This window comes from Thioalkalivibrio sp. ALE25 (genome assembly GCF_000377285.1).
Classification (GTDB): domain Bacteria; phylum Pseudomonadota; class Gammaproteobacteria; order Ectothiorhodospirales; family Ectothiorhodospiraceae; genus Thioalkalivibrio.
This window is the reverse complement of the sequence record NZ_KB897925.1, coordinates 295,253-321,045: the sequence shown is the minus strand read 5'-3', so window position 1 is coordinate 321,045 and position 25,793 is coordinate 295,253. Positions and strand designations below refer to the sequence as shown.

At 68.0% G+C, this 25,793-nt stretch carries 24 protein-coding genes and 1 pseudogene; 15 read left to right on the top strand and 10 right to left on the bottom strand.

Annotation, left to right across the window (positions count from 1 at the left end; all coding sequences use genetic code 11):
* From C996_RS0101665 to C996_RS0101630, 8 genes and pseudogenes are all read left to right on the top strand, one after another.
* Positions 1-204: transposase (locus tag C996_RS0101665; RefSeq protein ID WP_026279159.1), on the top strand; the 204-nt coding region annotated here is incomplete at its 5' end.
* 181 nt (positions 205-385) lie between these two features.
* On the top strand, positions 386-868 hold the full coding sequence (locus tag C996_RS13690) for a hypothetical protein (RefSeq protein WP_038035519.1): 483 nt from the start codon (positions 386-388) through the stop codon (positions 866-868).
* 45 nt (positions 869-913) lie between these two features.
* Positions 914-2,089 (top strand): hypothetical protein, encoded by a 1,176-nt coding sequence (locus C996_RS0101655; RefSeq protein ID WP_018865739.1) that lies wholly within the window; start codon positions 914-916, stop codon positions 2,087-2,089.
* Positions 2,090-2,095: 6 nt separating this feature from the next.
* Positions 2,096-2,410, top strand: a complete 315-nt coding sequence (locus C996_RS0101650) for a hypothetical protein (RefSeq protein WP_018865738.1) — start codon at positions 2,096-2,098, stop codon at positions 2,408-2,410.
* Positions 2,407-2,916: a hypothetical protein gene (locus tag C996_RS0101645; protein ID WP_018865737.1), complete on the top strand. Its 510-nt coding sequence runs from the start codon at positions 2,407-2,409 to the stop codon at positions 2,914-2,916. The genes C996_RS0101650 and C996_RS0101645 overlap by 4 nt, the downstream gene beginning before the upstream one ends.
* Before the next feature lie 237 nt (positions 2,917-3,153).
* A complete protein-coding gene (locus tag C996_RS0101640; protein ID WP_018865736.1) occupies positions 3,154-4,101 on the top strand; it encodes a nitroreductase family protein in 948 nt (315 codons plus the stop codon).
* 106 nt (positions 4,102-4,207) lie between these two features.
* Positions 4,208-4,546 (top strand): DUF3634 family protein, encoded by a 339-nt coding sequence (locus tag C996_RS0101635; RefSeq protein ID WP_038032830.1) that lies wholly within the window; start codon positions 4,208-4,210, stop codon positions 4,544-4,546.
* A gap of 4 nt (positions 4,547-4,550) precedes the next feature.
* Positions 4,551-4,724 (top strand): annotated as a pseudogene (locus tag C996_RS0101630) (pirin-like C-terminal cupin domain-containing protein); the annotation flags it as partial.
* Positions 4,725-4,818: 94 nt separating this feature from the next.
* Here C996_RS0101630 and C996_RS14695 read toward each other — a convergent pair.
* On the bottom strand, positions 4,819-5,265 hold the full coding sequence (locus C996_RS14695) for a hypothetical protein (RefSeq protein WP_231366539.1): 447 nt from the start codon (positions 5,263-5,265) through the stop codon (positions 4,819-4,821).
* A gap of 350 nt (positions 5,266-5,615) precedes the next feature.
* On the opposite strand from C996_RS14695, the gene C996_RS0101620 reads away from it, so the two are divergent.
* Together C996_RS0101620 and C996_RS0101615 are read left to right on the top strand one after the other, a co-directional pair.
* Positions 5,616-5,942 (top strand): DUF3634 family protein, encoded by a 327-nt coding sequence (locus C996_RS0101620; RefSeq protein ID WP_018865732.1) that lies wholly within the window; start codon positions 5,616-5,618, stop codon positions 5,940-5,942.
* Positions 5,943-5,956: 14 nt separating this feature from the next.
* Complete coding sequence (locus C996_RS0101615; protein WP_018865731.1) at positions 5,957-6,295, top strand: GIY-YIG nuclease family protein; 339 nt, start codon at positions 5,957-5,959, stop codon at positions 6,293-6,295.
* On the opposite strand, the gene putP is transcribed toward C996_RS0101615, so the two are convergent.
* The 4 genes from putP to C996_RS0101595 form a co-directional block, all read right to left on the bottom strand.
* Complete coding sequence (gene putP / locus C996_RS0101610; protein WP_018865730.1) at positions 6,296-7,771, bottom strand: sodium/proline symporter PutP; 1,476 nt, start codon at positions 7,769-7,771, stop codon at positions 6,296-6,298.
* A gap of 131 nt (positions 7,772-7,902) precedes the next feature.
* Positions 7,903-11,598, bottom strand: a complete 3,696-nt coding sequence (putA, locus tag C996_RS0101605) for a bifunctional proline dehydrogenase/L-glutamate gamma-semialdehyde dehydrogenase PutA (RefSeq protein ID WP_018865729.1) — start codon at positions 11,596-11,598, stop codon at positions 7,903-7,905.
* A 96-nt stretch (positions 11,599-11,694) separates the two neighbouring features.
* The gene (locus C996_RS0101600) at positions 11,695-12,345 is read right to left on the bottom strand and encodes a cupin domain-containing protein (RefSeq protein WP_018865728.1); all 651 of its coding nucleotides are present in this window, start codon (positions 12,343-12,345) and stop codon (positions 11,695-11,697) included.
* Positions 12,346-12,416: 71 nt separating this feature from the next.
* On the bottom strand, positions 12,417-13,052 hold the full coding sequence (locus tag C996_RS0101595) for a Spy/CpxP family protein refolding chaperone (protein ID WP_018865727.1): 636 nt from the start codon (positions 13,050-13,052) through the stop codon (positions 12,417-12,419).
* A 94-nt stretch (positions 13,053-13,146) separates the two neighbouring features.
* On the opposite strand from C996_RS0101595, the gene C996_RS0101590 reads away from it, so the two are divergent.
* The 4 genes from C996_RS0101590 to C996_RS0101575 all read left to right on the top strand — a co-directional run bounded on the left by C996_RS0101590 (position 13,147) and on the right by C996_RS0101575 (position 18,497).
* The gene (locus C996_RS0101590; protein WP_018865726.1) at positions 13,147-14,508 is read left to right on the top strand and encodes a GntP family permease; all 1,362 of its coding nucleotides are present in this window, start codon (positions 13,147-13,149) and stop codon (positions 14,506-14,508) included.
* A gap of 280 nt (positions 14,509-14,788) precedes the next feature.
* Positions 14,789-15,952: a glycerate kinase gene (locus C996_RS0101585; RefSeq protein WP_018865725.1), complete on the top strand. Its 1,164-nt coding sequence runs from the start codon at positions 14,789-14,791 to the stop codon at positions 15,950-15,952.
* Positions 15,953-16,281: 329 nt separating this feature from the next.
* On the top strand, positions 16,282-17,385 hold the full coding sequence (locus tag C996_RS0101580; protein WP_018865724.1) for an alkene reductase: 1,104 nt from the start codon (positions 16,282-16,284) through the stop codon (positions 17,383-17,385).
* A gap of 371 nt (positions 17,386-17,756) precedes the next feature.
* Complete coding sequence (locus C996_RS0101575) at positions 17,757-18,497, top strand: PEP-CTERM sorting domain-containing protein (RefSeq protein ID WP_018865723.1); 741 nt, start codon at positions 17,757-17,759, stop codon at positions 18,495-18,497.
* A gap of 92 nt (positions 18,498-18,589) precedes the next feature.
* Here the strand turns inward: C996_RS0101575 and C996_RS0101570 are convergent, their stop codons facing one another.
* Both C996_RS0101570 and parE read right to left on the bottom strand, forming a co-directional pair.
* Positions 18,590-19,804, bottom strand: a complete 1,215-nt coding sequence (locus tag C996_RS0101570) for a hypothetical protein (protein WP_231367122.1) — start codon at positions 19,802-19,804, stop codon at positions 18,590-18,592.
* Between the two features lie 118 nt (positions 19,805-19,922).
* Positions 19,923-21,809 (bottom strand): DNA topoisomerase IV subunit B, encoded by a 1,887-nt coding sequence (parE, locus tag C996_RS0101565; RefSeq protein ID WP_018865721.1) that lies wholly within the window; start codon positions 21,807-21,809, stop codon positions 19,923-19,925.
* Between the two features lie 336 nt (positions 21,810-22,145).
* Between parE and trxA the strand changes: the two genes are divergently transcribed.
* Positions 22,146-23,021 carry a thioredoxin gene (gene trxA, locus C996_RS0101560; RefSeq protein WP_018865720.1) on the top strand — a complete coding sequence of 292 codons (876 nt, stop codon included), beginning with the start codon at positions 22,146-22,148 and terminating at the stop codon, positions 23,019-23,021.
* 224 nt (positions 23,022-23,245) lie between these two features.
* Here the strand turns inward: trxA and C996_RS0101555 are convergent, their stop codons facing one another.
* The 3 genes from C996_RS0101555 to C996_RS0101545 form a co-directional block, all read right to left on the bottom strand.
* Positions 23,246-23,959, bottom strand: a complete 714-nt coding sequence (locus tag C996_RS0101555) for a DsbC family protein (RefSeq protein ID WP_018865719.1) — start codon at positions 23,957-23,959, stop codon at positions 23,246-23,248.
* A gap of 92 nt (positions 23,960-24,051) precedes the next feature.
* Positions 24,052-24,957, bottom strand: coding sequence for a site-specific tyrosine recombinase XerD (gene xerD, locus C996_RS0101550; RefSeq protein ID WP_018865718.1), 906 nt, complete (start codon positions 24,955-24,957; stop codon positions 24,052-24,054).
* 3 nt (positions 24,958-24,960) lie between these two features.
* The gene (locus C996_RS0101545; protein ID WP_018865717.1) at positions 24,961-25,773 is read right to left on the bottom strand and encodes a slipin family protein; all 813 of its coding nucleotides are present in this window, start codon (positions 25,771-25,773) and stop codon (positions 24,961-24,963) included.
* Between the last annotated feature and the right edge of the window lie 20 nt (positions 25,774-25,793).

Genomic DNA, 25,793 nt, shown 5'->3' with positions numbered 1-25,793 from the left:
AACATGCTCGAGCGGCTGAACGAGGAGATCCGCCGCCGGACCCGGGTGGTCCGGATCTTCCCCAACACCCACAGCTGTCTACGCCTGGTACGGGCCCTGGCCGTCGAAATCCACGAAGGCTGGCTGGAGGACAACCGCTACCTGAACATGGATCTGCTCAAAGAGCACAAGAAAATCCTGCTGAGGCAGGCCGAGGCCGCCTGAGCCATACCGACCAACCGAACATGGCTGACTCACTTCTGCACAACTTGACGCACACAACCTCACCGCGCCTTGTTCGCACGCAAAAGCGACTCGAGCGCGTGCGTGCACATTAATCCGCATTTCCCTAGATTAGGGGCACACCCGATCAAGGGTGTTGGCAATGTTTCCAGGGAGGGAAACGATGAAGAAGACCCGCCGCAATTCGGCCCGCCCGGGCCTTGCCTCGTGTACGCGATCGCACCGCCTTTGCGCTTCGACCATCGGGGCCGCAACGCTCGGATGGTTGCTCTTGCTGGGGCTGATGGCCCCGGCTGAGGCCGATGAACCACCCGAGATCCTGACCATCCTGAGTCAATTCGTCGCCGCCGGTACGGCCGCCATGCGCTGCACGGAAGTCGAAGAGGATCAGATGATCGCGTTTCTGGCTAATCAGCAGATGGTCTACCTGCGCTCCGTCATGGCGCTGGAGGACCAGCACCCCGAAGCCACCCAAGAGCAGATCGCGGCGACCCTGCTTCGCGGCCAGGAAGACATCCAGGCCCAGGTGAAGCGGCGCATCGACCAACACGGCTGTGACGATCCGAATGCCCGGGCACTGGTCGATCTGTTCGCGATGCAGGCGGAATGGAATCCGGGCAGCTCACCCCGGAGCGACACCGAGTAGGGCCCGACGGGTTCGCGCTCACACACTGCCACAAGGGACGTGCGGATGTGGATGCTGGCTGGATTGGTCACGATGATCGGAATGGCGGTCATTGGCTACCGACACAGGATGGAGGACCGCTGGAAATTGCAGGCCCTGACATTCAACAACCCGTACACCGGAACACCAATGGGCAACCCGCCCGAGGACGCCCTTTACAGCGAGCAGAAAACCGGAAGCCGTCGCGCGCCTTTACAACGCATCGGCTTCGACCAGGCCCCCGATATCGAGCTTCGCGTCAAGGCTCGACGCTGGTGGGACTACCCTTTTACGGCCATTGGCCTCTCCGTGGCCTGCCGCACCGGAAACCGAGCGTTCGACCGGGCCTTTTACCTGGTCACGGACCAGCAAAGCCTCTGCCGCGCCCTCACGGGTTGCGCCACGACACAGGCACGAATGCTGCGCCTCCTCGAACAATGCGAAGAGCAGGATGTTCGGTTCCGCCAGCTCCGGGTTCGGCGCGAACGGATCTGGGTGGAGGTCAAATCGCCGAGGCGGCGCAAGAAACCAAGACCGATCGTGCTCGCCCGGGCATTCGTCCCGGGCTTGCGCGAGATCGCCGAGGCACTGGAGGCGGAGGTTCCCGCCGCGGTACGCGGCCGCAGGGAGCCATTTGCATGGAAGGCGGCGCTGTTCGCGGGTGCCAGTACGGCCCTGCTGATGGGCGGGACGGCGCTGCTGGCCCCCATCATGTTTTCGCCCCTGCCTGCACCTGCCAGCCTGGCGGGCCTGCTGCCGCTTGCGCTCACCCTCGCGGCCGTCGTGGTCGGCTCGTTGATGGTGCTGAGCATCGTACTGGTCGGCCGCACGTCACGAACGCATCTGGTCCTGCTCGAACTGGCCCTGGCGGGTTATCTGGGTGCCCTGATGACCAGCTACGGCCTGCTGCGCGAAGTGAACATGGCGTTCGACCAGGCGGCACCCGCCCAATACGTGGTGGAGGTGCAGGAAAAGACCACCATGAGGAGCAGCCGGGGAGGCACTCGCCGTTACCTGCGCGTGGATGGATGGGACGGCCCCCAACGGGGATACGGGGTAACGGTCGGAGGTGCGCTCTACCGAGAGGTACGCGAGGGTGACCGGCTGCTCCTGGAAGAGTACCCAGGGCGTCTCGGGGCACCCTGGATCCAGATGCACACCGCGCTTCCGGATGCCTCGGTCACGCCACAAGGCAGGGAGTAACGATCCATGTTCACACTGGCCTTGTTTACGTGGATTCTGCTTTTTCTTTTCGTTTACGCGGCCCTATTCGCCCTGATCATCCTCGGAGCCCGTGCCCGTGCACGCCTGGGTACACGGGTGTTCTACGCGGCTCTGGCCCTGCTTGCCCCTTTCCCGGTGTTCTTCCTGGCCGTATGGGGCATGCCCGACGGGACACCTCCACAGCTCGAACGGATGCTGGTGTTCGGCCTCCCGCTGCTGATGCCGTACGCGGTCCGCGCCCTGTTCGTATTCCGGGCGCCCATTCGTAACGCCCTGAGCGCATCCAGAGGTAAGCCATGAGAATCCTGAAACTGGGCCTGAAGGCCGCCATGCTCGTGTTACTGGCCGTATCCAGCGTCATTTTCTTCTGGTTCCTGGCCTGGTTGTTCTGGCTGGGCAGCGGCTATTTCTCTACGGCGTGGGGACTCGGCTCGGTCTTCGACGATGCCTCGCACCTGGCGCGGGACCGGGGAATCCACGAAGAAGACTTCACCCGCGCCCGGATCATCTTTGAAGCCAGAAGCCTGTTTGCCGCAATCGCCGGGCTGTGGGGCTGGATCGCCCTCTACGCAGGCGCCTGCCTGATGAACCGGCCATTGCGCAAGGTGCCGCTGACCATCAAGGCCGGGCTGGTAGCGGGCCTCCCGGCCGCCATCGTCATACCGTCCACCGGCATGAGCCTCGCGATGTACCCCATCTCCACCGCCCTGCTGCTGTTCACCATCTGGTGGCTGAACCCTCTGGACACCCCCAAATCGAGACCCGCAGGGGACTCGGCACCGGTGTCGCCCGGAGATCGATCATGAAGGACTCAACCTTGCTGACCTGCGGGTCGGCAATGCGCACCGCCACTGGATGAAACAGACCCCGACCTCGATGCCGACTTCGCCTTGTACCGACGGCTAATCGGCTGATCGCTGTAACCCCTGAATTACGACCTATCACCGCCGGCAGCCCGGGCGGGACAGGCACAGCGTCGTGATCTGCTTGCGGCTGCACCGGCAACAGTCGCCAGCTGCGCTGGGCGGCGGTATGTTGGCGACATGGAGATCGACCCCGTCATCCGCGAGTGGCTGCGCCTGGCCGGGCAGGCGCCCTCTTCGCACAACACCCAGCCCTGGCGGTTCCGCGTGGATCGCGCAGGGGTCGAGGTCTGGACCGATCCGGCGCGCTCGCTGCCCGTGAACGACCCGACCGGGCGCGAGCGCATCATCAGCTGTGGCTGCGCGGTGCTGAACCTGCGCATGGCCGCCGCCGCGGACGGCCAAGGCCTGAACGTACGCCCGGAACAGGCGGGCAGCGGCCCGTTCGTGCGCCTGCTGACCGGGCACCACAGCGGGCCGGACCGGCAGGAGCTGGCACCCCTGCGGGAGTGGATCGGCGCGCGCCATTCCTGGCGCGGCCGTTTTCGGCCGGACCAACCCTCCGCGGACATCATCGCCACCCTCGTACAGGCCGCCCGCCAGGAAGGGGCCTGGCTGCGTCCGATCACGGACCCGGAATGCCGCGGGGAAGTCGCCGAGCGGGTCCGGGCGGCGACGGCGGCGCAGTGGAAGAACCCCGCCTGGCGCCGCGAGCTGGCGCACTGGATGCGCGCGCCCTCCCATGGCGACGGGCTGCCAGTCGGGCGCCTGAGCGGTGGTCTGACCCGCTGGAGCGTGCGCCACCTGGTATCCGCCCGAGTAATGGCCCGGGACGAGGCCCGCGCGGCCCGGGCCGCACCGGTACTGCTGGCACTGGGCACCGGGATCGAGGGCCCGATGCAGTGGCTGACGGCCGGGCAGGCCCTGCAGCGCGTACTGCTTGAGGCCACGCGGCACGGGCTCTGCGCCCGTTATCTGAATCAGCCGATCCAGCAGACAGAATGGCGCCCCAAACTGGCCGAACTGCTGGGCGGGGGCCAGCCACAACTGCTGTTCGCGCTCGGCCGCCCGGACGGCACGCCCCACCCCACGCCGCGACGCCCGCTGGACGAGATGCTGAAACGCTGAGGGCAGCGCCCGCCCGCGCCCATTTGAAACGACACGCGGCAGGGGCATGAATGGCGTGCGCTACACTGAACCCCCGTTCACCTTTCGTCCGACGCCATTACTCGTGATGCTGCTCACCCTGCTCATTATGTTCGCCCTGCTGGGCCTTGGCCTGGCGCTGATGCTCTGGCATGCACGGCAGGTGTTTGCGGTGGAACTGCGCGATGGTGCGGCCCGCGTGCGGCGCGGCAAACCGCCGACCGCTTTCCTGCGCGGCTGCGAGGAGGTCGCGCGCCAGTTCCGGCTGCAGCGCGGCCGGATCACCGCCGTGCGCACCGACGCCGGCGTGCAGCTGCGTTTCTCCCGCGATCTCCCAAAGAAGACACACCAGGCCTTTCGCAACGTCTGGACACCCCCGCCGGGCGGCGGCGGTGGCGGTGGCGGCGGCATGCGCGCGACGGGATAACACCACCACGGCCTCGACCATCGCCCTGGTAGGCGGCGCCCCCGTAGGCGAGCGCCACATCGAATGGAATTTCGTCTCCAGCCGCCGCGAGCGCATCGAACAGGCCAAGCAGGACTGGCAGGACGGCCGCTTCCCGAAGGTCCCGGGCGACGAGCACGAGTTCATCCCGCTGCCCTGACTACCGGGGCCGGTACCCGCGAGAGTTGCGCCACAGGATGCTCTCGATTACGCCGCGCAGGTCAGCGGAACCGGGGCCGACCCGGGCGTCCGGGTCAGATCTCGGTATCCACCTGCGAACCCCGATTGGCCGGATCGGTAGCATCCAGTGTGCCGTCGGGTTGCAGCGTCTCGCCAAACCCGGCAGCCGCGTCAACCGACGCCGGCTGCACGCCCGGCGCAACAGCCGAACCGGCAAAGCTGGCCAGGCCCGCCGCCGGGGCCATCGCGCCCATGGGGGCGCTATCCGTTGTGATCGACGTTGTACTCGACGTGGCCAGCACCTGGATGGCCGGTGCGGACAGGGCGGGCGCCTGTGCCGGGCCCTGGGCATGCGGGGCGTCTGCGGGGTTGGCCCGGGTCTCCTGCCCGCTGGCAGTGCGCGCCTCCTGCGTCGACTGTGCAGCGGCATGGGCAGGGGACTGCCCATTACCCTGACCACCGGGTGTGTTCCCGTATTGGGGGCGATTGAATGCGGCGCTGGCTCCGATTCCGTCAAGCATGGCTCGGCTCCTCGGGTTTCATCCGTCCGGCGCTAGTAGCGGACAGTGTGCACTTCCGGAACGCGAGTCCCGGCTCGGACCGGTGGAAAAGCAGGGACCATGCCAGGCCCTGCCGCTGATCGGCCAGGGCGCCCCATGGCGCGCCGCGTGCGCCATCCGGCCCCGCGTCCGGGTTGCATTGATCGGCAAGCACGATCCGGTCCGCCGGAACCGGGTTGCCGGCATGCTGCCCTGGCGGGGGTGGTGTTCCGGTGGCCCGGGACCGACACTATGGGCACGCGGCAGACGGCCGCGAGGACCGCAAACCGCGTACCGCGCGGCCCGCTTGGGCAAAGGAAGGAGACACCTGCATGCTGCTGGCCCTGCTACTGATGATCGCGCTGCTACTGGCAGCCGGTGCCGTGCTGATCTGGCAGGTCAGCATCATCTTCAGCATCGAGATCGAGGACGGACAGCCGCGGGTCCGCCGTGGCGACCCGCCAAAGTCGTTCCAGCACACGGTACGGGACGTGGTTCGCCGCTACGGCATCCAGCACGGTCGCCTGACCGCCGTGCGCCGCCAGCAGGGGCTGCAACTGCGCGGATCGGCCTCGATACCCCGAGAGGCCAGATCCGAACTGCAGCACGCCCTGCAGCGCATCAAGGTAGGCCGCAAGCGCCGCAAGAAGCGGCGCTGACCGAATCCGTGCCCGTGGCTTGCGCGCCCGCGCCCGCTCCCACACCCGAGGAGACCGGCCAGCACGCCGGGGCCTGGTTCGTCTACCTGCTGGAATGCGCGGGTGGGCGCATCTACACCGGGGTGACACCGCGCCTGGCCGCCCGCATGGCGGCCCATGGCAGCGGCCGCGGTGCCCGTTTCACCCGGATGCACCGGCCCAGGCAGCTGCTCGCCGCGCGGCCTTTTGCCTCTCGTGGCGAGGCGCTGCGCATGGAGCTGCGCATCAAGCGCTACAGCCCCGCCGCAAAACGGGCCCTCGCCCGCGACTGGGCACACGCCGCCAGCATCTGCCGGCTGCCCTCGGCGACGTGACTACTCCAGCGGCTGCTGGCGCGAGTGCCGGAACTGCTCCTGCACCGAGGCGGAAGGCTTGCCGGTCAGCAGGCTCACCACGACGATGGCCACGGTCGCGAAGATAAAGCCGGGCAGCAACTCGTAGACGTCGAACAGCCCGCCCTCGGCCTGGTTCCAGAGGATCACGGTAACCGCGCCGACCACCATGCCGGCCAGCGCCCCGTTGCGCGTCATCCGCGACCAGTACAGCGCGAGGATGATCACCGGGCCAAAGGCCGCGCCAAAGCCACCCCAGGCGTAGGCCACCAGGTCCAGCACCCCGGCCTCCGGCGCCATTGCCAGCAGCAGGGCCACCAGCGACACGCCCAGTACGGCGGCACGGCTGATCCACACCAGCTCGGTCGCCCCCGCCTCGGTGCGCAGGATGCCGCGGTAGAAATCGTTGGTGATCGCACTGGCGGAGACGATCAGCTGCGAGTCGATGGTGCTCATGATCGCGGCGAGGATCGCCGCCATCAGGATGCCCGCCACCCACGGGTTGAACAGCGCGCGGATCAGCTCGATCAGCACGGTCTCGCCGTCTGCCAGCGGCGCGTCGGCAAAGTAGGCGATCCCCATGTAGCCCGTGGCCACCGCGCCGATCAGGGCCAGGACCATCCAGGTCATGCCGATCAGCGTGGCGCGCGGCACGTCGCGCTCGGAGCGCAGCGCCATAAAGCGCGCCAGGATATGCGGCTGGCCGAAATAGCCCAGCCCCCAGGCCAGCAGCGAGATCATGCCGAGGAAGGTCATGCCCTGCAGCACCTGCACATGCGTCGGATCCACGGCGGCGACCTCGCTCTGCACACTGCCCCAGCCACCGACCAGCACCACCGCGAACATCGGCACCACCAGGAGCGTCAGGAACATCAGGATGCCCTGCAGGAAGTCGGTCCAGCTGACCGCGAGGAAGCCGCCGAGGAAGGTATAGCTGATGATCACGATGGCGCCGACCCACACGGCGGTCTCGTAATCCATGCCGAACGAGCTCTGGAACAGCAGACCGCCCCCGACCAGCCCGGCCGAGATATACAGGGTGAAGAACACCAGGATCACGATCGCGGAGACCACGCGCAGGATACGCGTGCGGTCCTCGAAGCGGTTCTCGAGGAAGTCCGGGATGGTCAGGGAGTCCTTCGCCAGCGCGGTGAAGCGGCGCAGACGCCCGGCCACGAACAGCCAGTTCAGCAGCGCCCCGACCACCAGCCCGACCCCGATCCACAACTCGGACAGGCCGGACACGTAGATCGCACCGGGGAGCCCCAGCAGCAGCCACCCACTCATGTCCGAGGCCCCGGCACTCAGCGCGGCCACCCCCGGTCCCAGGCGGCGCCCGCCGAGCACATAGTCCGACAGCGTGGTGGTCGTGCGGTAGGCCGCGATCCCGAGGATCAGCATCGCCGCCAGATAGGCGGCAAAGGTCACCAGGGTGGGCATCGGCATGTTGATCTCCATGGAGCGTCTCCTCGTATCAGGCCGATGGCCCTTGTTGTTGTGGTACTCGGTCGCGTCTCGATCAAGTGTAGAGGACGCCGTGCCGCCCGGCGGCCTCGCGTCGTCAGTGCGGCGTGATCCTCACGTTCTGCTCAGTCGGCCGCCGCCAGCAGGCTGGCGTTGCCGCCGGCGGCCGTCGTATCGATGCACAGGTGGCGCTCCACCACAAAGCGTTCGGGCGCGATCAGGGCGGTTTCCAGCGCAACGATCGGCCCGTCCCGCTGTGCCAGCGCCTGACGCAGCGCTCGGGTCCAGTCGCTCACGCCGGCTGCGGCCACCGCGACCAGCCCCTCCAGCGCGGCCAGTGCGTCCGGTTCCAGCGCGCCGTCGATCCCGACCAGCGGCACGCCCTTCCCGTGCAGCGCGCGCGCCGCGCGCTCGGCCCCCGGCGCCAGCATGATCACCGGGCAGCCCGCCCCCAGCGCCTGCACCGCCTGCGCCAGCGCGATCTCCGCACCCTGCCCCAGGCACAGCACCGGACCGCGCGGATACAGGCGCAGACGATTGCTCTCGCCGGTCGGACCCGGCAGCGTCTGCGGACTGGTGTCGAAGGCCGCGGTCTCCGCCAGGGCCTTGCGTAGCAGACCCGTGCGCTCGGGCAGCGCCTCGCGCAGCAGGTGCATGCGGTCGGTGCGCTTGGCCCAATCGCTCCCGTCCAGGGCATCCAGGGCCTGCTGCAGGCGCTGCGGGGCCACCCATTCCGCCTGCGCGCCCGCCTCCGGCGGGTCCGGCCGCTCCGCGGCAATGGACGTGCGACGGGCAAAGCGCGTCAGGTACAGCGGCCCGCCCGCCTTCGGCCCGGTGCCGGAGAGCCCCTCTCCGCCGAACGGCTGCGAGCCGACGATGGCGCCGATCTGGTTGCGATTGACGTACTGGTTGCCCACGCGCAGGCGTTCCACCACCTGCTGCACGCGGTCGTCGATGCGGGTATGTAGACCGAAGGTCAGACCATAGCCGCGGGCGTTGATGGCATCCACCACCGCATCCAGCTCGCGGGCCCGAAAGCGCGCCACGTGCAGCACCGGCCCGAACACTTCGCGCTCCAGCTCGCCGATCCCGGACAACCGGACGATGGACGGTGCGACAAAGCGGCCGTGCTCCGGTACCGGGAGGGACTTCAGCAGCCGCCCCTGCTCCTCCTGTGTCCGCAGGTAGTCGCGGATATCCGCCTGCGCCTCGGCATCGATCACCGGCGAGACGTCGGTCGCCAGCTGCCAGGGATCGCCGATGCTCAGCGCGTCCATCGCACCCTGCAGCATCTCCAGCAGGCGGTCGTGGGCCTCGTCCTGCACGTAGAGCATGCGCAGCGCCGAGCAGCGCTGCCCGGCGGACTGGAAGGCGGAGGCCAGGATGTCGCGCACCGCCTGCTCGGTCAGCGCCGAGCTGTCCACGATCATCGCGTTCAACCCGCCGGTCTCCGCGATCAGGACCGCATCCGGCCCGGCGTTGTCCGCCAGGCTGCGGTGAATCCGCTGCGCGACCTCGGTGGAACCGGTAAAGCAGACCCCGGCAATGCGCGGGTCGGCGGTCAGCGGCCCGCCCACCGTCGGGCCATCGCCCGGCAACAGCTGCAGGGCCGACTGCGGGAGACCGGCCGCACGCATCAGCTCGACCGCGCGGGCGGCGATCAGCGGGGTCTGCTCAGCCGGCTTGGCGACCACGGTATTGCCCATGGCCAGGGCCGCGGCGACCTGCCCGGTGAAGATCGCCAGGGGGAAATTCCAGGGACTGATGCAGACGAACACGCCGCGTGGCTCCAGCTCCGCCTCCTGCCCCAGGCGTTCGGCCTCGCCCGCGTAGTAGCGCAGGAAATCGGCCGCCTCGCGCACCTCGGCAATGCCGTCCCAGACGGTCTTCCCGGCCTCGCGGTTGGCCAGTGCGATCAGTTCCGGGGCATGTTCCTCGTAGCGGTCCGCGATCGCCCGCAGCAGATCGGCGCGCGCCGTCACCGGGTGCGCTGACCAGTCGACAAACCCGGACAGGGCCGTCCCCAGCGCCTGTTCGACCTCCGCCGCCGTGGCCTCGCGGACCTCGCCGACCACGGCACCGGGATCGGAGGGGGAGACCGCAACGCGCGGCGCGCCCTGCGCCGCGTGACCTTCCACCAGCATGGGTGCGGCCTGCCACTGCGTCTGCGCGAACGCCTCGCGCGCGGCCAGCAGCGGCAGGATGGAGGCCGGCTCGTTGACGCGGTACCCGCGCGAGTTCTGTCGCTGTGGCCGGTAGAGATCGACCGGGTCACGGATGGCCGGGTTGGCCACGGCGTCGCCCAGCGCGTCCAGGTCGGCGATGGGATCGCGCGCGATCTCCGCGGGCGGGATGCTGCTGTCCACCACCTGGTTGACGAACGAGCTGTTGGCGCCATTCTCCAGCAGGCGCCGCACCAGATAGGCCAGCAGGTCGCGGTGCGCCCCCACCGGCGCGTAGATGCGGCAGCGGGTGCCGGCCGTCGCCTTGACGATCGCGTGCACCGATTCCCCCATGCCGTGCAGGCGCTGGAATTCGAAGCCGTCACGGGCGTCGCCGGCCATCGCCAGCACCGCCGCGCAGGTGTGCGCATTGTGGGTAGCAAACTGCGGGTAGATGCGGTCGCGCCGGTCCAGCAGCATCTGCGCACAGGCGATGTAGCTGACATCCGTGTTGACCTTGCGGGTGAAGACCGGGAAGCGTTCCACGCCCAGCTCCTGGGCCTGCTTGATCTCGGTATCCCAGTAGGCGCCCTTGACCAGACGCACCATGATGCGCCGGTCCAGCCGCTGCGCCAGCGCATACAGCGCCTCGATCACCGGGGCCGCGCGGCGGCCGTAGGCCTGTACGACCACGCCAAAGCCGTCCCAGCCCTTCAGCTCCGGGTCCGCCAGCAGGGCCTCGATCACGTCCAGCGACAGGTCCAGACGGTCCTGCTCCTCGGCGTCGATATTGAACCCGATGCCGGCGCGCGCGGCCTGACGCGCCAGCTCCTGCGCCCGCGGCACCAGCTCCGCCATGACCGTCGCGCGCTGGGTGTACTCGTAGCGCGGGTGCAGCGCGGAGAGCTTGACCGAGATGCCGGGGCTGGAGCGCACGTCGCCTTGCGCCTGGTTCGCGATCTCGGCGATCGCCGTGGCATAGGCCTGGTGATAGCGGCGGGCATCGGCATCGGTGCGCGCGGCCTCGCCCAGCATGTCGTAGGAATAGGTGTAGCCCTCGCGTTCCCTCTCGCGGGCATTGCGCATGCCCTGGGCGATGGTCTCGCCAAGCACGAACTGGCGACCGAGCAGCTTCATCGACTGCGCGACGGCCGTGCGCACCAGCGGCTCGCCGACACGCCGGATCAGGCCGCGCAGGGCGGCGGCCGGGCGCTGCGGATCGTCGTTCAGCACCTTGCCGGTCAGCATCAGCGCCCAGGTCGAGGTATTCACCAGCGGGGACGACGAGTGCCCGAGGTGGGCTGCCCAGTCGGAGGGCTCGATCTTGTCCTGGATCAGTTCGTCGATGGTCTCGGCATCCGGCACCCGCAGCAGCGCCTCCGCCAGGCACATCAGGCCGACCCCCTCCTCGGTGGACAGGCCGTACTCGGCCAGGAAGCTCTCCATCATCGACGGCGTGGTCTCGGCGCGTACCCGCTCGACGATGCGCGCGGCCTCCGCCGCGATGCGGGCGCGGGCCTCGGCATCCATCCGGATGCCGCCGCGCAACTCCCGCAGTACGGCCGCCTCGTCGGCCGTGTAGGCCTCACGGATGCGGGCGCGGTGGGGATCGGACGCCGGGTCGCGTGTCGGGTGCGGGCGGGTGTGGGGCTGCGTCATCGGCCTGCTCCTGCGGTGCCGGGGTTGGCTCGACCGGGCGCCGCCCTCTGACTGGAAGCATAGACGGGCGCGTCCGGGGTCCTCGGGGCCCCAGGGTCAAAGATGCCCCGTCTTCACGTAGATCAGGGTCTCCTGTTCCACCCAGGGATTGTGCTGGCTCAGGTGCGGGCTGCGAATCCACGTGCCGGCGGGGTAACGCCCGTGCTCGTCGATGAATTCACCGGACAGCACCAAGATCTCCTCCCCGCCCCAGTGCCGATGGGGCTGGAAATGTTCGCCGGTCGGCCAGTGCACCAGGGCGGTGTGCTCGGTCCCGAAGCTGTGCAGATGCAGGACCCGCAGCCCGCCGATGCCCGGCTGGAAGGGCGCCGAACGGGTATCCACCACCACCTTGTCGCGGTCCTCCGGGGCGAACTGCTCAAGCTTCACGAACAATGTGCAGCCGGGGTCCGAATGCGGCGCGTGGCGGGAACCGGGCGGGTTGCGCAGGTAGGTCCCGGCGGGATAGTCCCCGGCCTCGTCGGAGAACACGCCGTCCAGAACCAGGATCTCTTCGCCCAGTGCATGGGTGTGCGGCGGGAAGCGGGCACCCGGCTGGAACTGGACAATGCTGGTCGCACGGCCCGCTTCCGCCAGCTCGCGTTCCAGCGGCTTGCGCACCACGCCTTCGGCGCGGCTGCCGCTCCACGACATGGCGGCCGTCTCCACCACCACCGGCTGCTGCAGATCCAGATTCAGGGCTTCCATCGCGCGCTCCGTTCACCTCCCCAGTCGAACACGCGACCCGCTGTTAGTTCCTGGACAGGCAGAGCAGGCCCTCAGTGGTGGTGCCCTTCGCGCCCCGGATGATGACCATGATGGTCGTGATGGCCGCCCCCGGAATGCGCCCCTGGCGAGCCACCGGACTCGCCCTGATAGCCACGGGCCTCTCGATAGCGCGCCTTCTGCTCCGCGTCGAGCAGCGCGTCCATCTCCAGGTGGTAGGACAGATGCACGTGGCGCAGGCGGCCACGCAGCTCGCCGATCTCGACGGTCAGCGACTCGATGGTCGCGCTGCTGATCTCGCCTTCCGCGAAGCGCGCATCCAGCTCCCGCTCCCGCTCCACGATGCGCCGGCCGAGATCACGCGCCTGCTCCCGCATCGCCGCGAACAGGCGCTCGGTCTCGCGCCGCTGCTCGGGCGTCAGCTCCAGCGAGTCGGCCACCTCCAGCACATGCATCGGCCCCGGATAGCCATGCAGTTCGGCCGGCAGCGCCATGCCCATACCCCGCCCTTCCAGCAAATCCTCGGTCTCCTGCGCGGAGAGTGCCTTGATCTCGCGTGCCTGCAATTCGGAGTACGGATTGGCCGCAGCCGGCGCCGCAACGGCCAGAGCAAGCCCCACAACCAGCCCCCCGGAAAAGCGGAACATACGATGCATGATGGAACCCTCGACGGTGAAAAGTTTTCGCATTGTAGATCACGGGCGATCTCGGGGCGCGGGATCACTACGGGACGTCTAGACTCCAGAGCGGCACCCAGAACAACCAAAACAGAAAGGACGCGACATGCTGATTATCGGACTGATTGTGGTCGTTGCCGCGCTGGTGTTCGCCACGGCCAAACTGCGCGTGCACCCGTTCCTGGCCCTGCTGATCGCCGCCTTTGTGATGGCGATCATCGGCGGCATCGCCCCGCGCGAGGCCATCAGCGTCATCAACGACGGCTTCGGCAGCACCCTGGGCTATATCGGCATCGTGATCGCGCTGGGCACGATCATCGGGGTGATCCTCGACCGCACCGGTGCGGCCGTGGTGATGGCGGAGGCAATCATCCGCACGCTGTCCGACCGCTTCCCCACCCTGACGGTATCGATCATCGGCTACATCGTGTCCATCCCGGTGTTCTGCGACTCGGGCTACGTGATCCTGAACTCGCTGAAGAACGCCCTGGCCAAGACTGCCGGCATCTCGGTGGTCGCCATGAGTGTCGCGCTGGCCACCGGCCTGTTCGCCACCCACAACTTCGTGCCGCCCACCCCCGGGCCGATCGCGGCCGCCAGCAATGTCGGCATCGCCGATGCGCTGGGCCTGGTGATCCTGGTCGGCCTGTTCGTGTCCGCGGTGGCGGCCGCCGTCGGCTGGCTGTGGGCCAGCCGCTACGCGAAGGCCAACGACGACGAGCTGCTGGAACCGGACCCGATCAGCGAAGCGACTGGCCAGGAGATCGAGAAGGAAGAGATCAAGCTGGAGCATCGCCCGACGACCCTGGGCGCCTTCATGCCCATCCTGGCGCCGATCGTACTGATCTCCATCGGCTCGGTGGCCGCGCTGGCCACCCGCGATAGCGACCCCGGCATGCTCGCCGCGGCCCTGATCTTCCTTGGCACCCCGGTGGTGGCGCTGGCGATCGGCGTGATCTTCGCGCTGCTGCTGATCAAGGGGGCCGGCATCAAGGACCGCTTCCACCAGATGACGGTGGACGCGATCCTGCTGGCCGCGCCGATCATCCTGATCACCGGCGCGGGCGGCGCCTTCGGCAACGTGCTGCGCGAGACCCCGATCGGCGATCAGCTGGGCGACCTGCTGAGCGGCCTGGGCCTGGGCCTGCTGGTGCCGTTCCTGATAGCGGCTGCTCTGAAATCCGCACAGGGCTCGTCCACCGTGGCACTGGTCACCGCGTCCAGCATGATCGCGCCGATGTTGGCCTCGCTGGGCCTGGATTCCACCATGGGCATGGTCCTGGCGGTGATGGCCGTGGGTGCCGGCGCGATGACCGTCTCGCACGCGAATGACAGCTTCTTCTGGGTGGTCACCCAGTTCAGCCGCATGAAGGTGTCCACCGCGTACAAGGCGTTCACCACCGCCACGCTGCTGCAGGGCATCAGCGCAATGATCACCATCTACATCCTGGGGCTGATCTTTGTCTAGGGGGACGCTGACCAATCGGCACGCTCGCGTTGGTGCCCCCTGTTTCCCGAGACAAGGCGCGTCGTGCAGCAGTTAATGGTCCTACCCGCAAGCGGCGCAACGCAGGATCGGGGAACAGGGGGCACCAACCCCGAAGGGGCTCGGCCGATTCTGCGCGCTGACGGCGTTGCAGCTCGCTCATGTAGCTCGGCTACACTTCACTCACCGCGCCTTGTCAGCGCGCAGAGTCGACTCGAGCGCGAACGTGCCGATTAGTCAGCGTCCCCCTGGTCATTTCCGGGTGGTGGTGTGCCCGGACAGCTACAAGGGAAGCCTCGAAGCCGAGGACGTGGCGGCCGCCATGGCCCGGGGCGTGCACGCGACCCGCCCGGATGCCCGGATACGCGCCCTGCCCATGGCCGACGGTGGCGAGGGCACGGCCCGTCTGGTCAGCCATACCCTCGGCTGGGCCTGGCACCTGTCCGACGTGACCAGCCCCACCGGCACCCACCTGAGTGCCGGCTGGGGCTGCGATCATCGCGAGCGGCGCGCGGTGATCGATGTCGCCTCCGCCTGCGGCCTGGACCGGATCCCCGATGATCGCCAAGACCCCTGGCAGCTCCACAGCTTCGGGGTCGGCGAGTTGATGCTGGCCGCCCTGGACGCGGGCGCCGAACACCTGCTGATCGGTCTCGGCGGCAGCGGCACGGTGGACGGCGGCGCGGGCATGCTGGCCGCGCTGGGCGTGCGTTTCCTCGATGCGCAAGGGCAGCGCCTGCCGCCCCACCCCGCGGGCCTCGCGGATCTACAACGGGTGGACTTCGACACACTGGACCCGCGCCTGGCCCGCGTCGACATCACCGTCCTGAACGACGTCGACAACCCGCTGACCGGGCCGCATGGCGCGGCGGCCGTGTTCGGACCGCAAAAGGGCCTGAAGACCGCAGACATCCCGGCCATGGATGCCCACATGGAGCGCCTGGCCGCCGCCATCGAGGCCGCGGGGCAGTTGCAGCGGCCCGTCGACACCCCGGGGGCGGGCGCCGCCGGCGGGCTCGGCTTCGCGCTGGACTGCGTTCTCGGCGGCCGCGCCCGCATGGGGGCCGGCTATCTGGCCGAGCTGATCGGACTGGATGCCGCGCTGCGGGAGGCCGACCTGGTCATCACCGGCGAGGGCCAGCTCGACGGCCAGACCTCGCACGGCAAGGTCGTCGCCGAGGTGGTACGTCGCGCCCGCGAGCATCAGGTGCCGGTCGTGGCGGTGGCCGGCTCCATCGCCTGCGACCCGGCCGAACTGGCCGCCTTTGGCCTGAGCGACGCCCGCGCCCTGTGCGATGGGAGCATTACCCTGGACGAGGCCCTGGCCCACCCCGCGCGCTACATCGCCGAGCGCACCCGCGCCCTGGTCGAGGCCCGTCAGCCGCCGAACTCGCCATCCGCGCCGGCCCCAACGCCACCCCACTGAACGCGCGCGGGCAGATCCGGTCCGACAGCCCGGACGCCAAGGGAAACGCTGATTAATGTGCACGCTCGCGCTCGAGTCGCTTTTGCGTGCGAACAAGGCGCGGTGACTGCCGTGCAGTCATTCTGCACAAGGGAGCCGCAACGCCGTGCGCAGGCAAAAGCGGCCGAGCCCCTTCGGGGTCGGTACCCCAGGTTCCCCGATCCTGCGTTGCGGCCCTTGCCGGTAGAACGACTACCGGCTGCGCACCGCGCCTTGCCTCGGAAAACCTGGGGTGCCAACGCGAGCATGTACATTAATCAGCGTTTCCCAAGACAACCAAGGAACGATCCATGACCGAGCAGGATGACGCGCTCTTTCGCCCCTATACCCTGGGCCCGCTGGAACTGCCGAACCGGGTGCTGATGTCGCCGCTCACGCGCTCGCGCGCGGCCCAGCCCGGAGACGTACCCACCGACCTCAACGCCGAGTACTACGCCCAGCGCGCCGGTGCCGGCTTGATCATCAGCGAGGCCACCCAGGTCTCGCCACAGGGCAAGGGCTACGCCTTCACCCCCGGCATCCACTCGGCGGAACAGGTGGAGGGCTGGCACAAGGTGACCACGGGCGTGCACAACGCCGGCGGGCGCATCCAGGCGCAGCTGTGGCATGTCGGCCGTATCTCGCGCCCGGAGCTGCAGCCCGATGGCGTGCTGCCGGTCGCCCCCTCCGCGATCCGGCCCGAGGGCGCCTATACCTTCATCAGTGCCGACTCCGGCATGGTCGAGGTGCAGGAGCCGCGCGCGCTGGAGCTGGACGAACTGCCCGGGATCGTGGAGCAGTACCGCCAGGGCGCACAGAACGCGAAGGCCGCCGGCTTCGACGGCGTGCAGATCCACGCGGCCAACGGCTACCTGCTGGACCAGTTCCTCCGTAGCGGCAGCAACCACCGCAGCGATGCCTACGGCGGCCCGGTGGAAAACCGCATCCGTCTCCCACTGGAGGTGGTCCAAGCCGTGATCGAGGTCTGGGGCCCGGAGCGGGTCGGCATCCGCGTAAGCCCCACCGGCAGCTTCAACGGCATGCACGACGACGACCCACTCGCGACATATAGCGCCTTCGCCCAGGCCCTGGACGCCACCGGCATCGCCTACATCGAGGTGGTGGAGGACTCCTTCCAGGGCAACCACGAGACGGGCCGCCCGGAATCCATCATCGACGCGATCCGCTCGCGCTTCAGCCGCACCTACATCGGCAACGGCGCCTATACCGCCGACGAGGCCTGCCAGCGCATCGCAGCCGGGCGCTGCGACCTGGTCACCTTCGGCCGCCCGTTCATCGCCAACCCGGACCTGCCCGAACGCTTCCGCCGGGGCGCCCCGCTCAACGAGTGGGACGAAGCCACCTTCTACGGCGGCGACGCACAAGGCTACACGGACTACCCTGCACTGACCTGATCCGCAGGTGCGAGACCCGGGTTGCAGGGCATTCACCCCACCCCGGATTGAGTCACCTCGTGCTCGCCATGCAGCGCGCAAGGGTCGGCGTCGGGTAACCCCTTCGCTCCGCTGAGGCGCGACAAGGGGCCACTCGACACCCACTGCCCCTGGCACGCGGCTGCGGCGTCAGTATTTTTTACACATTCCAACCAGCACCGCCCAAGCCCAAACTTTTACGATCAATAAATCAATACCTTGTTGATATGGCCCCTGAATTGCTTGCAGACCGCCGGGCTACGATTTTTGCTCCGGGGCACCCGCCCCGAACCGCATAAAGGAACATGACGCGAGACCCTCGGCCTCGGGTCACCTGTCGACAAGGAAGAAAGATGAACAAGAAGTCGCTTACCACCGTTCTGGGTGGTCTTGTCCTGGCAATGAATATCTCTGCCGCCCACGCCTTCGCGATCCTGCACTTCGAGGACGCAACGGCGGGCACGAGCGTGGTACCCAGTGCGCTCGACAGCCTGGGATTGAGTGGCACAACCACGTTTACGAACAATACCGCCACCTTCAACAGCCTGATCACCAACAACCAGTACGACATGGTGATCTTCGGCGAGCAGGGTGGTTTTAGGTTCTCCGACGTCCAGACCAGTCTTTCCGGCTATCTGGCAGGCGACGGGCTGGTGCTGGGCACCACCTGGAACACCGGCTCCGGCTTCTCCGATTTCATGGGTGCCGACAACCGCACCGGCACAAACGACGCGACCCTCGAAATCGACGGCCATCCGATCTTCCTGGATCTCCCGGACCTGATCGGCCTGCAGAATCCGGGCTGGGGCGTCTGGTCCAGCGGCTGGACGGCCGGCGCGGGCGCAACCGGTCTCGGCAGCCTGGCCGGCGGATCCGCAGCGGTCCTCGGCAACAATGGCCAGAGCCTGCTCCTGGGGCCGCTGTTCGACGCCTATGCCGATACCGGCGCGGGAGCGCAACTGGTCGTCAACTCCATCCAGTTCCTGCGCGGGGATCCCACCCCGGTCCCGGAACCTGAAGCCATCGCCCTGATGGCCATCGGTTTGCTGGCACTCGGCATCGTGATGCGCCGGCGTGACCCGAAAGCCGGGTAACCCCGGAGTCCACCATTACCCCCGCCGTCGGCGGGGGCGCCTGCGCGCCAGAAAACCAGACAACTGCGCGGCCGGGTAAACCGGGCGTCGCATCAGCGCATGGACTGCACCAGGCGGTAGCGATCCGCCTCGAAGGCGCGCAGCGTCCGGTGTGGCGGATAGGCGAGGCCGTCCACCGCCTCCAGCGTATAAACCGCAGGCCGCGGACTCTGCAACCCGACATGGATGCGGCTGAGGTCACCCTGGGAAATCTCCCATTCGACCTGGTTGCGGGCGATCACGCCGACCTTCACCGTGTCCCCCTCGCGCCACCAGTCCCGCAGACCGGTCGCCATTTCGCGGATCCCGTCACCCGCAACGTTGTACTGGACGTGGCTGCGCACATACCAGACACGGCCGTCGGCACCCGAGTTGGTGGCCCAGACCCCGGTCCCGCCCTCCGGGGCCGTTTGCGCGGTCATGAATTTCATGTCGAAGCGCAGCTCGTAGCCATGGAGCGGATTGGCGAACCGCCACATGCCGTCCAGTAGGGGATCATCCGTGGAATCCATCGGGGACGCTGCGGGCGGGCTCGCCGGGGCCGGTGCGGGCTCGACAACCTCGGGGGCCGGCCTCGGGGCCGCCGCCGACTCGACGGGCGCAACCGGCGCCGGTTCGCGCACCCGCTCCCGGACTGGCGGCGCCGGCAGTCGCGACTCGGCCACTTCTTCGGCAGGCTCCGCCCGGGTCTCCGCGACGACCTCGCCCTCCGGCTCGGGTACCGGCTGCGCCCAGGCCTGCTGCAGGAGTCGCTCGATGAGTTCGTCCACACTGGCCTGCAGCGCACCCTCGCGGGCAATCCGGATGCGGTCGCTGGCCTGCCAGGCCTCGCCGGCCTGGGCGGTATGCGCGTTCTCCTGTTCCTGCGAATACACGACCTCGCCGGTCTCGCGCTCGCTCAACGTGTAGCGCACACGCTGGGTCACGGTCATGTCGCGACCAACCCAGGGCTCGTCATGCTCCAAAACGTCCATCTGCAGGAAATAAGGGCTGTCATCGGACGGGTCGAACACGCCAGCCTGGCGCAAGTAGGACTCGACGCGCCCCTGGAGGAACCCCGGCGTTAACCGCGAGCGCGACACCTCGTTGCGCACCCCCACGTACCCAATCCCCTCACGCAGCGGACTCGTCGTGGGGACATCAGGCCGTTCCGCCTGCGCCACGACCACCCGAGATTCCACCGTCGCGCAGCCGCCTAACAAGACCCCGAAACCCAGCAGCCCGAGCACGGCCAGGCCGCGTGCCGTTACCCCCCGCCAACCCGCCATATCCGAACCCCGCTCGATCGATGCCCCGGGAATCATAGCCCAGGCGGCCCGGGAAATTCGGATCCACGCTGCGTCCGACTCGAGCGCGAGCGCGAGCGTGTACCGTGCTCCGTGCTTCCTAGACGGCGACGTCGGCCAGGTGGCCCTTGCCTTCCAGCCAGGCGCGGCGTTCGGAGGCGCGCTTCTTGCCGAGCAGCATGTCCATCAGTTGCTGGGTGTCGTCGGCGGCGTCCAGGGTGAGCTGCACCAGGCGCCGGGTGTCCGGGTTCATGGTGGTCTCGCGCAGCTGTAGGGGGTTCATCTCGCCCAGGCCCTTGAAACGGGTCACGGAGACCTTGCCCTTCATCTTCTCCGCCTCGATGCGTTCCAGCACGCCGGCCTTCTCGTCGTCGTCCAGCGCGTAGAAGGTCTGCTTGCCGACGTCCACGCGATAAAGCGGCGGCATCGCGATGTAGATATGCCCCCGCTCCACCAGCGGGCGGAAGTGCTTCAGGAACAGCGCGCACAGGAGGGTGGCGATGTGCGCGCCGTCGGAGTCGGCGTCGGCCAGGATGCAGACCTTGCCGTAGCGCAGCCCGTCGAGGCTGGTCTGCCCCGGATCCACGCCCAGGGCCACGGAGATGTCATGGATCTCCTGGGAACCCAGCACCTGGTCGGGATCGACCTCCCAGGCATTCAGGATCTTGCCACGCAGCGGCATGATCGCCTGAAAGTCGCGGTCACGCGCCTGCTTGGCGGAGCCGCCGGCCGAGTCGCCCTCGACCAGGAACAGCTCGGTGCGCTCCAGGTCCTGGCTGGCGCAGTCGGCCAGCTTGCCCGGCAGGGTCGGCCCCTGAGTGACCTTCTTGCGCACCACCTTGCGCCCGGCACGGCTGCGCTTCTGCGCGTTCTGGATCGCCAGCTCGGCAATGCGCTCGCCCTGCTGCGGGTGCTGGTTCAGCCACAGGCTGAAGGCATCCTTGACCACGCCGGAGACAAACGGCGCGGCCTGGCGCGAGGACAGGCGTTCCTTGGTCTGCCCGGCAAACTGCGGGTCCTGCATCTTGAACGACAGCACGCTGGAGACCCGCTCCCAGACATCCTCCGGCGCCAGCTTGATCCCGCGCGGCAGCAGGCTGCGAAACTCGCAGAACTCGCGCACGGCATCGGTCAGACCGGTGCGCAGGCCGTTCACGTGCGTGCCACCCTGAGTCGTCGGGATCAGGTTCACGTAGCTCTCGCTGACCACCTCGCCGCCCTCCGGCAGCCAGGTGACGGCCCAGTCGGCAGCCTCGGTGGCCCCGGAGACCGAGCCCATGAATGGCTCTTCCGGCACACGATCGAGGCCATCCAGGGCCTCCACCAGATAGTCGCGCAGCCCCGCCTGATAGCACCACTCGCAGGCCTCGCCGGTGGTCTCGTCGCGGAACGTGACCGTCAGGCCCGGGCACAGCACGGCCTTGGCGCGCAGGATGTGCTTGAGCTTCGGCACCGAGAACTTCGCCGAATCGAAGTACTGCGGGTCCGGCCAGAAATGCAGTGTGGTGCCGGTATTGCGCTTGCCGACCTCCCCCACCGCCTCCAGGTCCTGGGTCTTGTGGCCGCCGGCGAAGGCCATACGGTACTCGCGCCCGTCGCGCTTGATCTGCACCTCGAGCTGCTGCGACAGCGCATTGACCACCGAGACGCCCACCCCGTGCAGACCCCCGGAGAACTGGTAGTTCTTGTCGGAAAACTTCCCGCCCGCATGCAGCGTGGAGAGGATCACCTCGACCCCCGGGCGGTTCTCGCGCGGGTGCAGATCCACCGGCATGCCGCGGCCGTCATCCGACACGGAGACCGAGTCGTCCTTGTGCAGGACCACGTCGATCCGCTTCGCGTGGCCGCTGATCGCCTCGTCCACCGAGTTGTCGATCACCTCCTGGGCGAGGTGGTTCGGGCGAGTGGTGTCGGTATACATGCCCGGGCGCTTGCGCACCGGGTCCAGCCCCTCGAGGACCTCGATATCGGATGCGGAATAGCTCACACAGGAACCCCTTTATTGATATGGACCGTGCCCCGCGCCGGGCACCGCCTCGGCCATCATGCACCGTCATTGCGAGGAGCCGAAGGCGACGAAGCGACCCCTCAACGCAAGCCCCGACGTCCGCGCCTGCCGGCGCCGGGGCCACACGCATGGATCGCCACAGCGCTGCGCGCCTCGCGATGACGAGGGTGGCGGGTTTCGTTACCGGCGTGTCCCCTCGTCCCGGACTGTGCGCAGCGTACCAAAGCCCGCGGGGGAAAGGCTGCTTGCAATCCCGGGGCCGATCCCAACAATGCAGGACAGATTCCGTATCCCCGTCTTCACAGGAGGTTTCCGATGGAAGAAGCCGCGAGCATCACTGGCAACGACATCCTCGACGTGACCCAGGAGGATTTCCAGCAGGCCGTTCTGGACGAATCCCACAAGCGCCCGGTCGTGGTGGATTTCTGGGCCGCCTGGTGCGGGCCCTGCCAGCAGCTGATGCCGCTGCTGCAGCAACTGGCCGCGCAGTACGCCGGCAAGTTCCGCCTGGCCAAGGTCAACAGCGACGAGCAGCAGGCCCTGGCGCAGCAGTACGGTGTGCGCAGCCTGCCCACGGTGATGATCTTCCGTCACGGCAAGCCGGTGGACCAGTTCATGGGCGTGCAGCCGGAGCCGAACATCCGCGCGATGATCGACCAGTACCTGGAGAAGCCCTCCGACAAGCTGATCGAGAAGGCCCGCGAACAGGCCCAGGCCGGAGACACGGACGCGGCCCTCGCCACGCTGCGCGCGGCGCTGGAAGAGGACCCGGACAACGGCGACCTGCGCATCGAGCTGGCCCGCGCGCTCGCCCAAGCCGGCGACCCGGAAGCCGCCGAGGCCGAGCTCGGCAAGCTCCCGCTGGACCAGAGCGAAAAGGAAGAGGCGAAGGCCCTGCGTGCCCGCCTGGTATTCGCCAAGACGGCCGCCGGCATCGACCCGCAGGCGCTGGCACAGGAGCTGCAGGAAGGCGATCCGCGCCCCGAGGCACTGGAGCAGATGGCCGCCTACGCGATGCTGTCCGGCCGCGCCGAGGAGGCGCTGGGGCTGTACCTGCAACTGATGAAACAGCACCGCTCCTACAACGACGGGGCCGGCCAGAAGGGCCTGCTGGCCGCGTTCGAGGTCCTCGGCAACGATCACCCGCTGGTCGGTCAGTTCCGCCGGCAGATGGCCTCGCTGCTGTACTGACCGGGCTCCGATTGCCGTCACAGCATCCTTGCAGACGGCTAAGACTTCGACGTCGCCCCATCGGCCAGAGGGCTGGCCTCCTGCAGCACGCGGCAAGCCCCACGTAGGAGCCGAGCCCCCTCGGCGATTGGCGCGGGGATTCGCGAGCAGGCTCGCTCCCACAAAGGGGCCCTTCCCGGGTGGGTCGAGCCGGGCCGCTGGCTGCGGCCCGGTCGACGTCCGGATCAGTTGCTGCCGAGGATGCGCTCGATCACGGCCTGCGGTTCCTGGTAACCGGAGAGCTGCTGGCCACCCTCGGTGATCAGCGCCGGGGTGCCGCGCAGGCCGAGCTGCTGCCCCATGGCCATGTGCTGATCCTGCGGCGTGGCGCAGCTGCTGTCGATATCGCTCAGCTTGTCGCCTTCCTTGGCCCGGTCCATCGCCTCTTCGCGATCCTCCGCGCACCAGATACGGTCCATGATCTCCGGGGAATCACGTCCCAGCACCGGGAACATCAGGTAACGCACCTTGATCCCGGCCGACAGATACTCCGGCAGGTCCTGATGGATCTCGCGGCAGTAGGGGCAGTTCGGATCGGTGAAGATGTTCAGCACGCCCCGGGTCTCTCCGTTCGGCGAGTAGGTCACCAACTCACTGTCGTCAATGGCGGCGAACATGTCCGCGCGCACGCCGCTGAGCGCGGACTGGGTCAGGTTTTCGCGGGTCTCCAGGTCGACCATGTTGCCCTGGATCAGATAGCGCCCGTCCTCGGAGACATAGAGGATATCGGTGCCGTAACGGACCTCAAAGACACCTTCCATCGGCGTCTCGCGGATGCTGTCGATCTCGGTATCCGGGATGACCCGGGCCATGTATTCCTCGATGGCCTCGGTGGCCATGAGCGGGGTACTGATGACGGCCAGGGCCGCAGCAAGGGGAAGAGCACGTTTCAGGGACATGGATTCTCTCGTGTCGATACAAAAAAGCGGCGCCAGTTTACCAGCCTCGCGGGGGTATCCCCGGGCCATCTGGCGGAGTCCGGTAATAGACGTCAGCCGCGGGGATGATGTTCCGCATGCAGGCTCTGCAGGCGGGCGCGTGCGACGTGGGTATAGATTTGTGTGGTCGACAGACTGCTGTGGCCCAGCAGCATCTGCACCACGCGCAGGTCCGCCCCGTGGTCCAGCAGATGCGTGGCAAATGCATGGCGCAGGGTGTGCGGCGACAGTGGCGACTCGATGCCGGCACGGCGCGCGTGAGCCTTGATGCGGTACCAGAAGGCCTGACGCGTGAGCCCGCCGCCACGCCGGGTGACGAACACCGCCTCGCTGGGCGGGTGACCGTCCATCAGGTCCGGCCGTGCCTCGCGCTGATAGCGGGCCAGCCAGTGGGCCGCCTCCTCGCCCAGCGGGATCAGGCGTTCCTTGTCGCCCTTGCCGGTAATGCGCACCACGCCCTGCCGACTGTTCACCTCCGACTGCTCCAGCCCCACCAGTTCGGAGACCCGCAGTCCGGTGGCATACATCAGTTCCAGCATCGCGCGATCCCGCAACCCGACCGCATCGTCGATATCGGGGGCCCGCAGCAGGGCCTCCACCTGGGCCTCGGACAGGCTGTCCGGCAACGGGCGCCCGGCCCGGGGGGACTCGATCCCGGCGCTCGGATCATCCTCGCGCTCGCCCTGGTGGACCAGATAGCGATAAAAACGCCGGATGCTGGACAGTGCCCGGGTGATGGACTTCGGCCGTGCCCCGGCCTGCATGCGGGCGCTGACATAGCCCAGGAGATCGGCCGCACGGGCGGATTCCAGGCTTGCCCCCCTGGGTTCCAGCCAGTGCGCCAGACCCTCCAGATCGCGCCGGTAGGCCGACAGGGTGTGGTCGGACAGACCCTCGACCGCCCAGAGCTCGTCCAGGAAACGGTCGAGGGCCGGAGATGCCGCCGTGGCGACGCTCACGCGTTACTGGCCACCAGGTTTCCCGGCATTGCCCGGGGCGTCCGGGTTCTCCGCGCGGAACTTGCCGGCCAGGTTCTCGAAGACCTTGGTCAGTTCCAGCGGCAGCGGGAAGAAGATGGTGTTGGCGTTGCCGTTGGTCGACATGTCGGACATCGTCTGCATGTAGCGCAGTTGCAGCGAAGAGGGGCTGGCCTCCATCTGCTGCGCCGCCTGCACCAGCTTTTCGGCCGCCTGCAGTTCGCCCTCGGCGTGGATGACCTTGGCGCGGCGTTCGCGCTCGGCCTCGGCCTGGCGCGCGATCGCGCGGATCATGGAGTCGTCCAGGTCGACATGCTTGATCTCGACATTGGTGACCTTGATGCCCCAGGCGTCGGTCTGGGCATCGAGGATCTCCTGGATGTCGTTGTTCAGCTTGTCGCGCTCGGAGAGCATCTCGTCCAGATCATGCTTGCCGAGCACCGAGCGCAGCGTGGTCTGCGCGAGCTGGCTGGTGGCGGCGTAGTAGTCCTCGACCTGGATCACCGACTTGGCGGAATCCACCACGCGGAAGTACAGCACCGCGTTCACGCGTACCGTCACGTTGTCCTGCGAGATCACGTCCTGGCTGGGCACGTCGAGCGTGATGATGCGCAGGTCGATCCGCACCATCTGCTGGATGCCCGGGATCACGATGATCAGACCCGGACCCTTCACCGACTGAAAACGGCCGAGGAAGAAGATGACGCCGCGCTCGTACTCGCGCAGCACCTTGATCGACATCACGATGATGGCGACCAGGATGACTAGCGGGACGACAAAGAAACCGAGATCGTTCATGTCCTGCTCCTTCTGCGTTA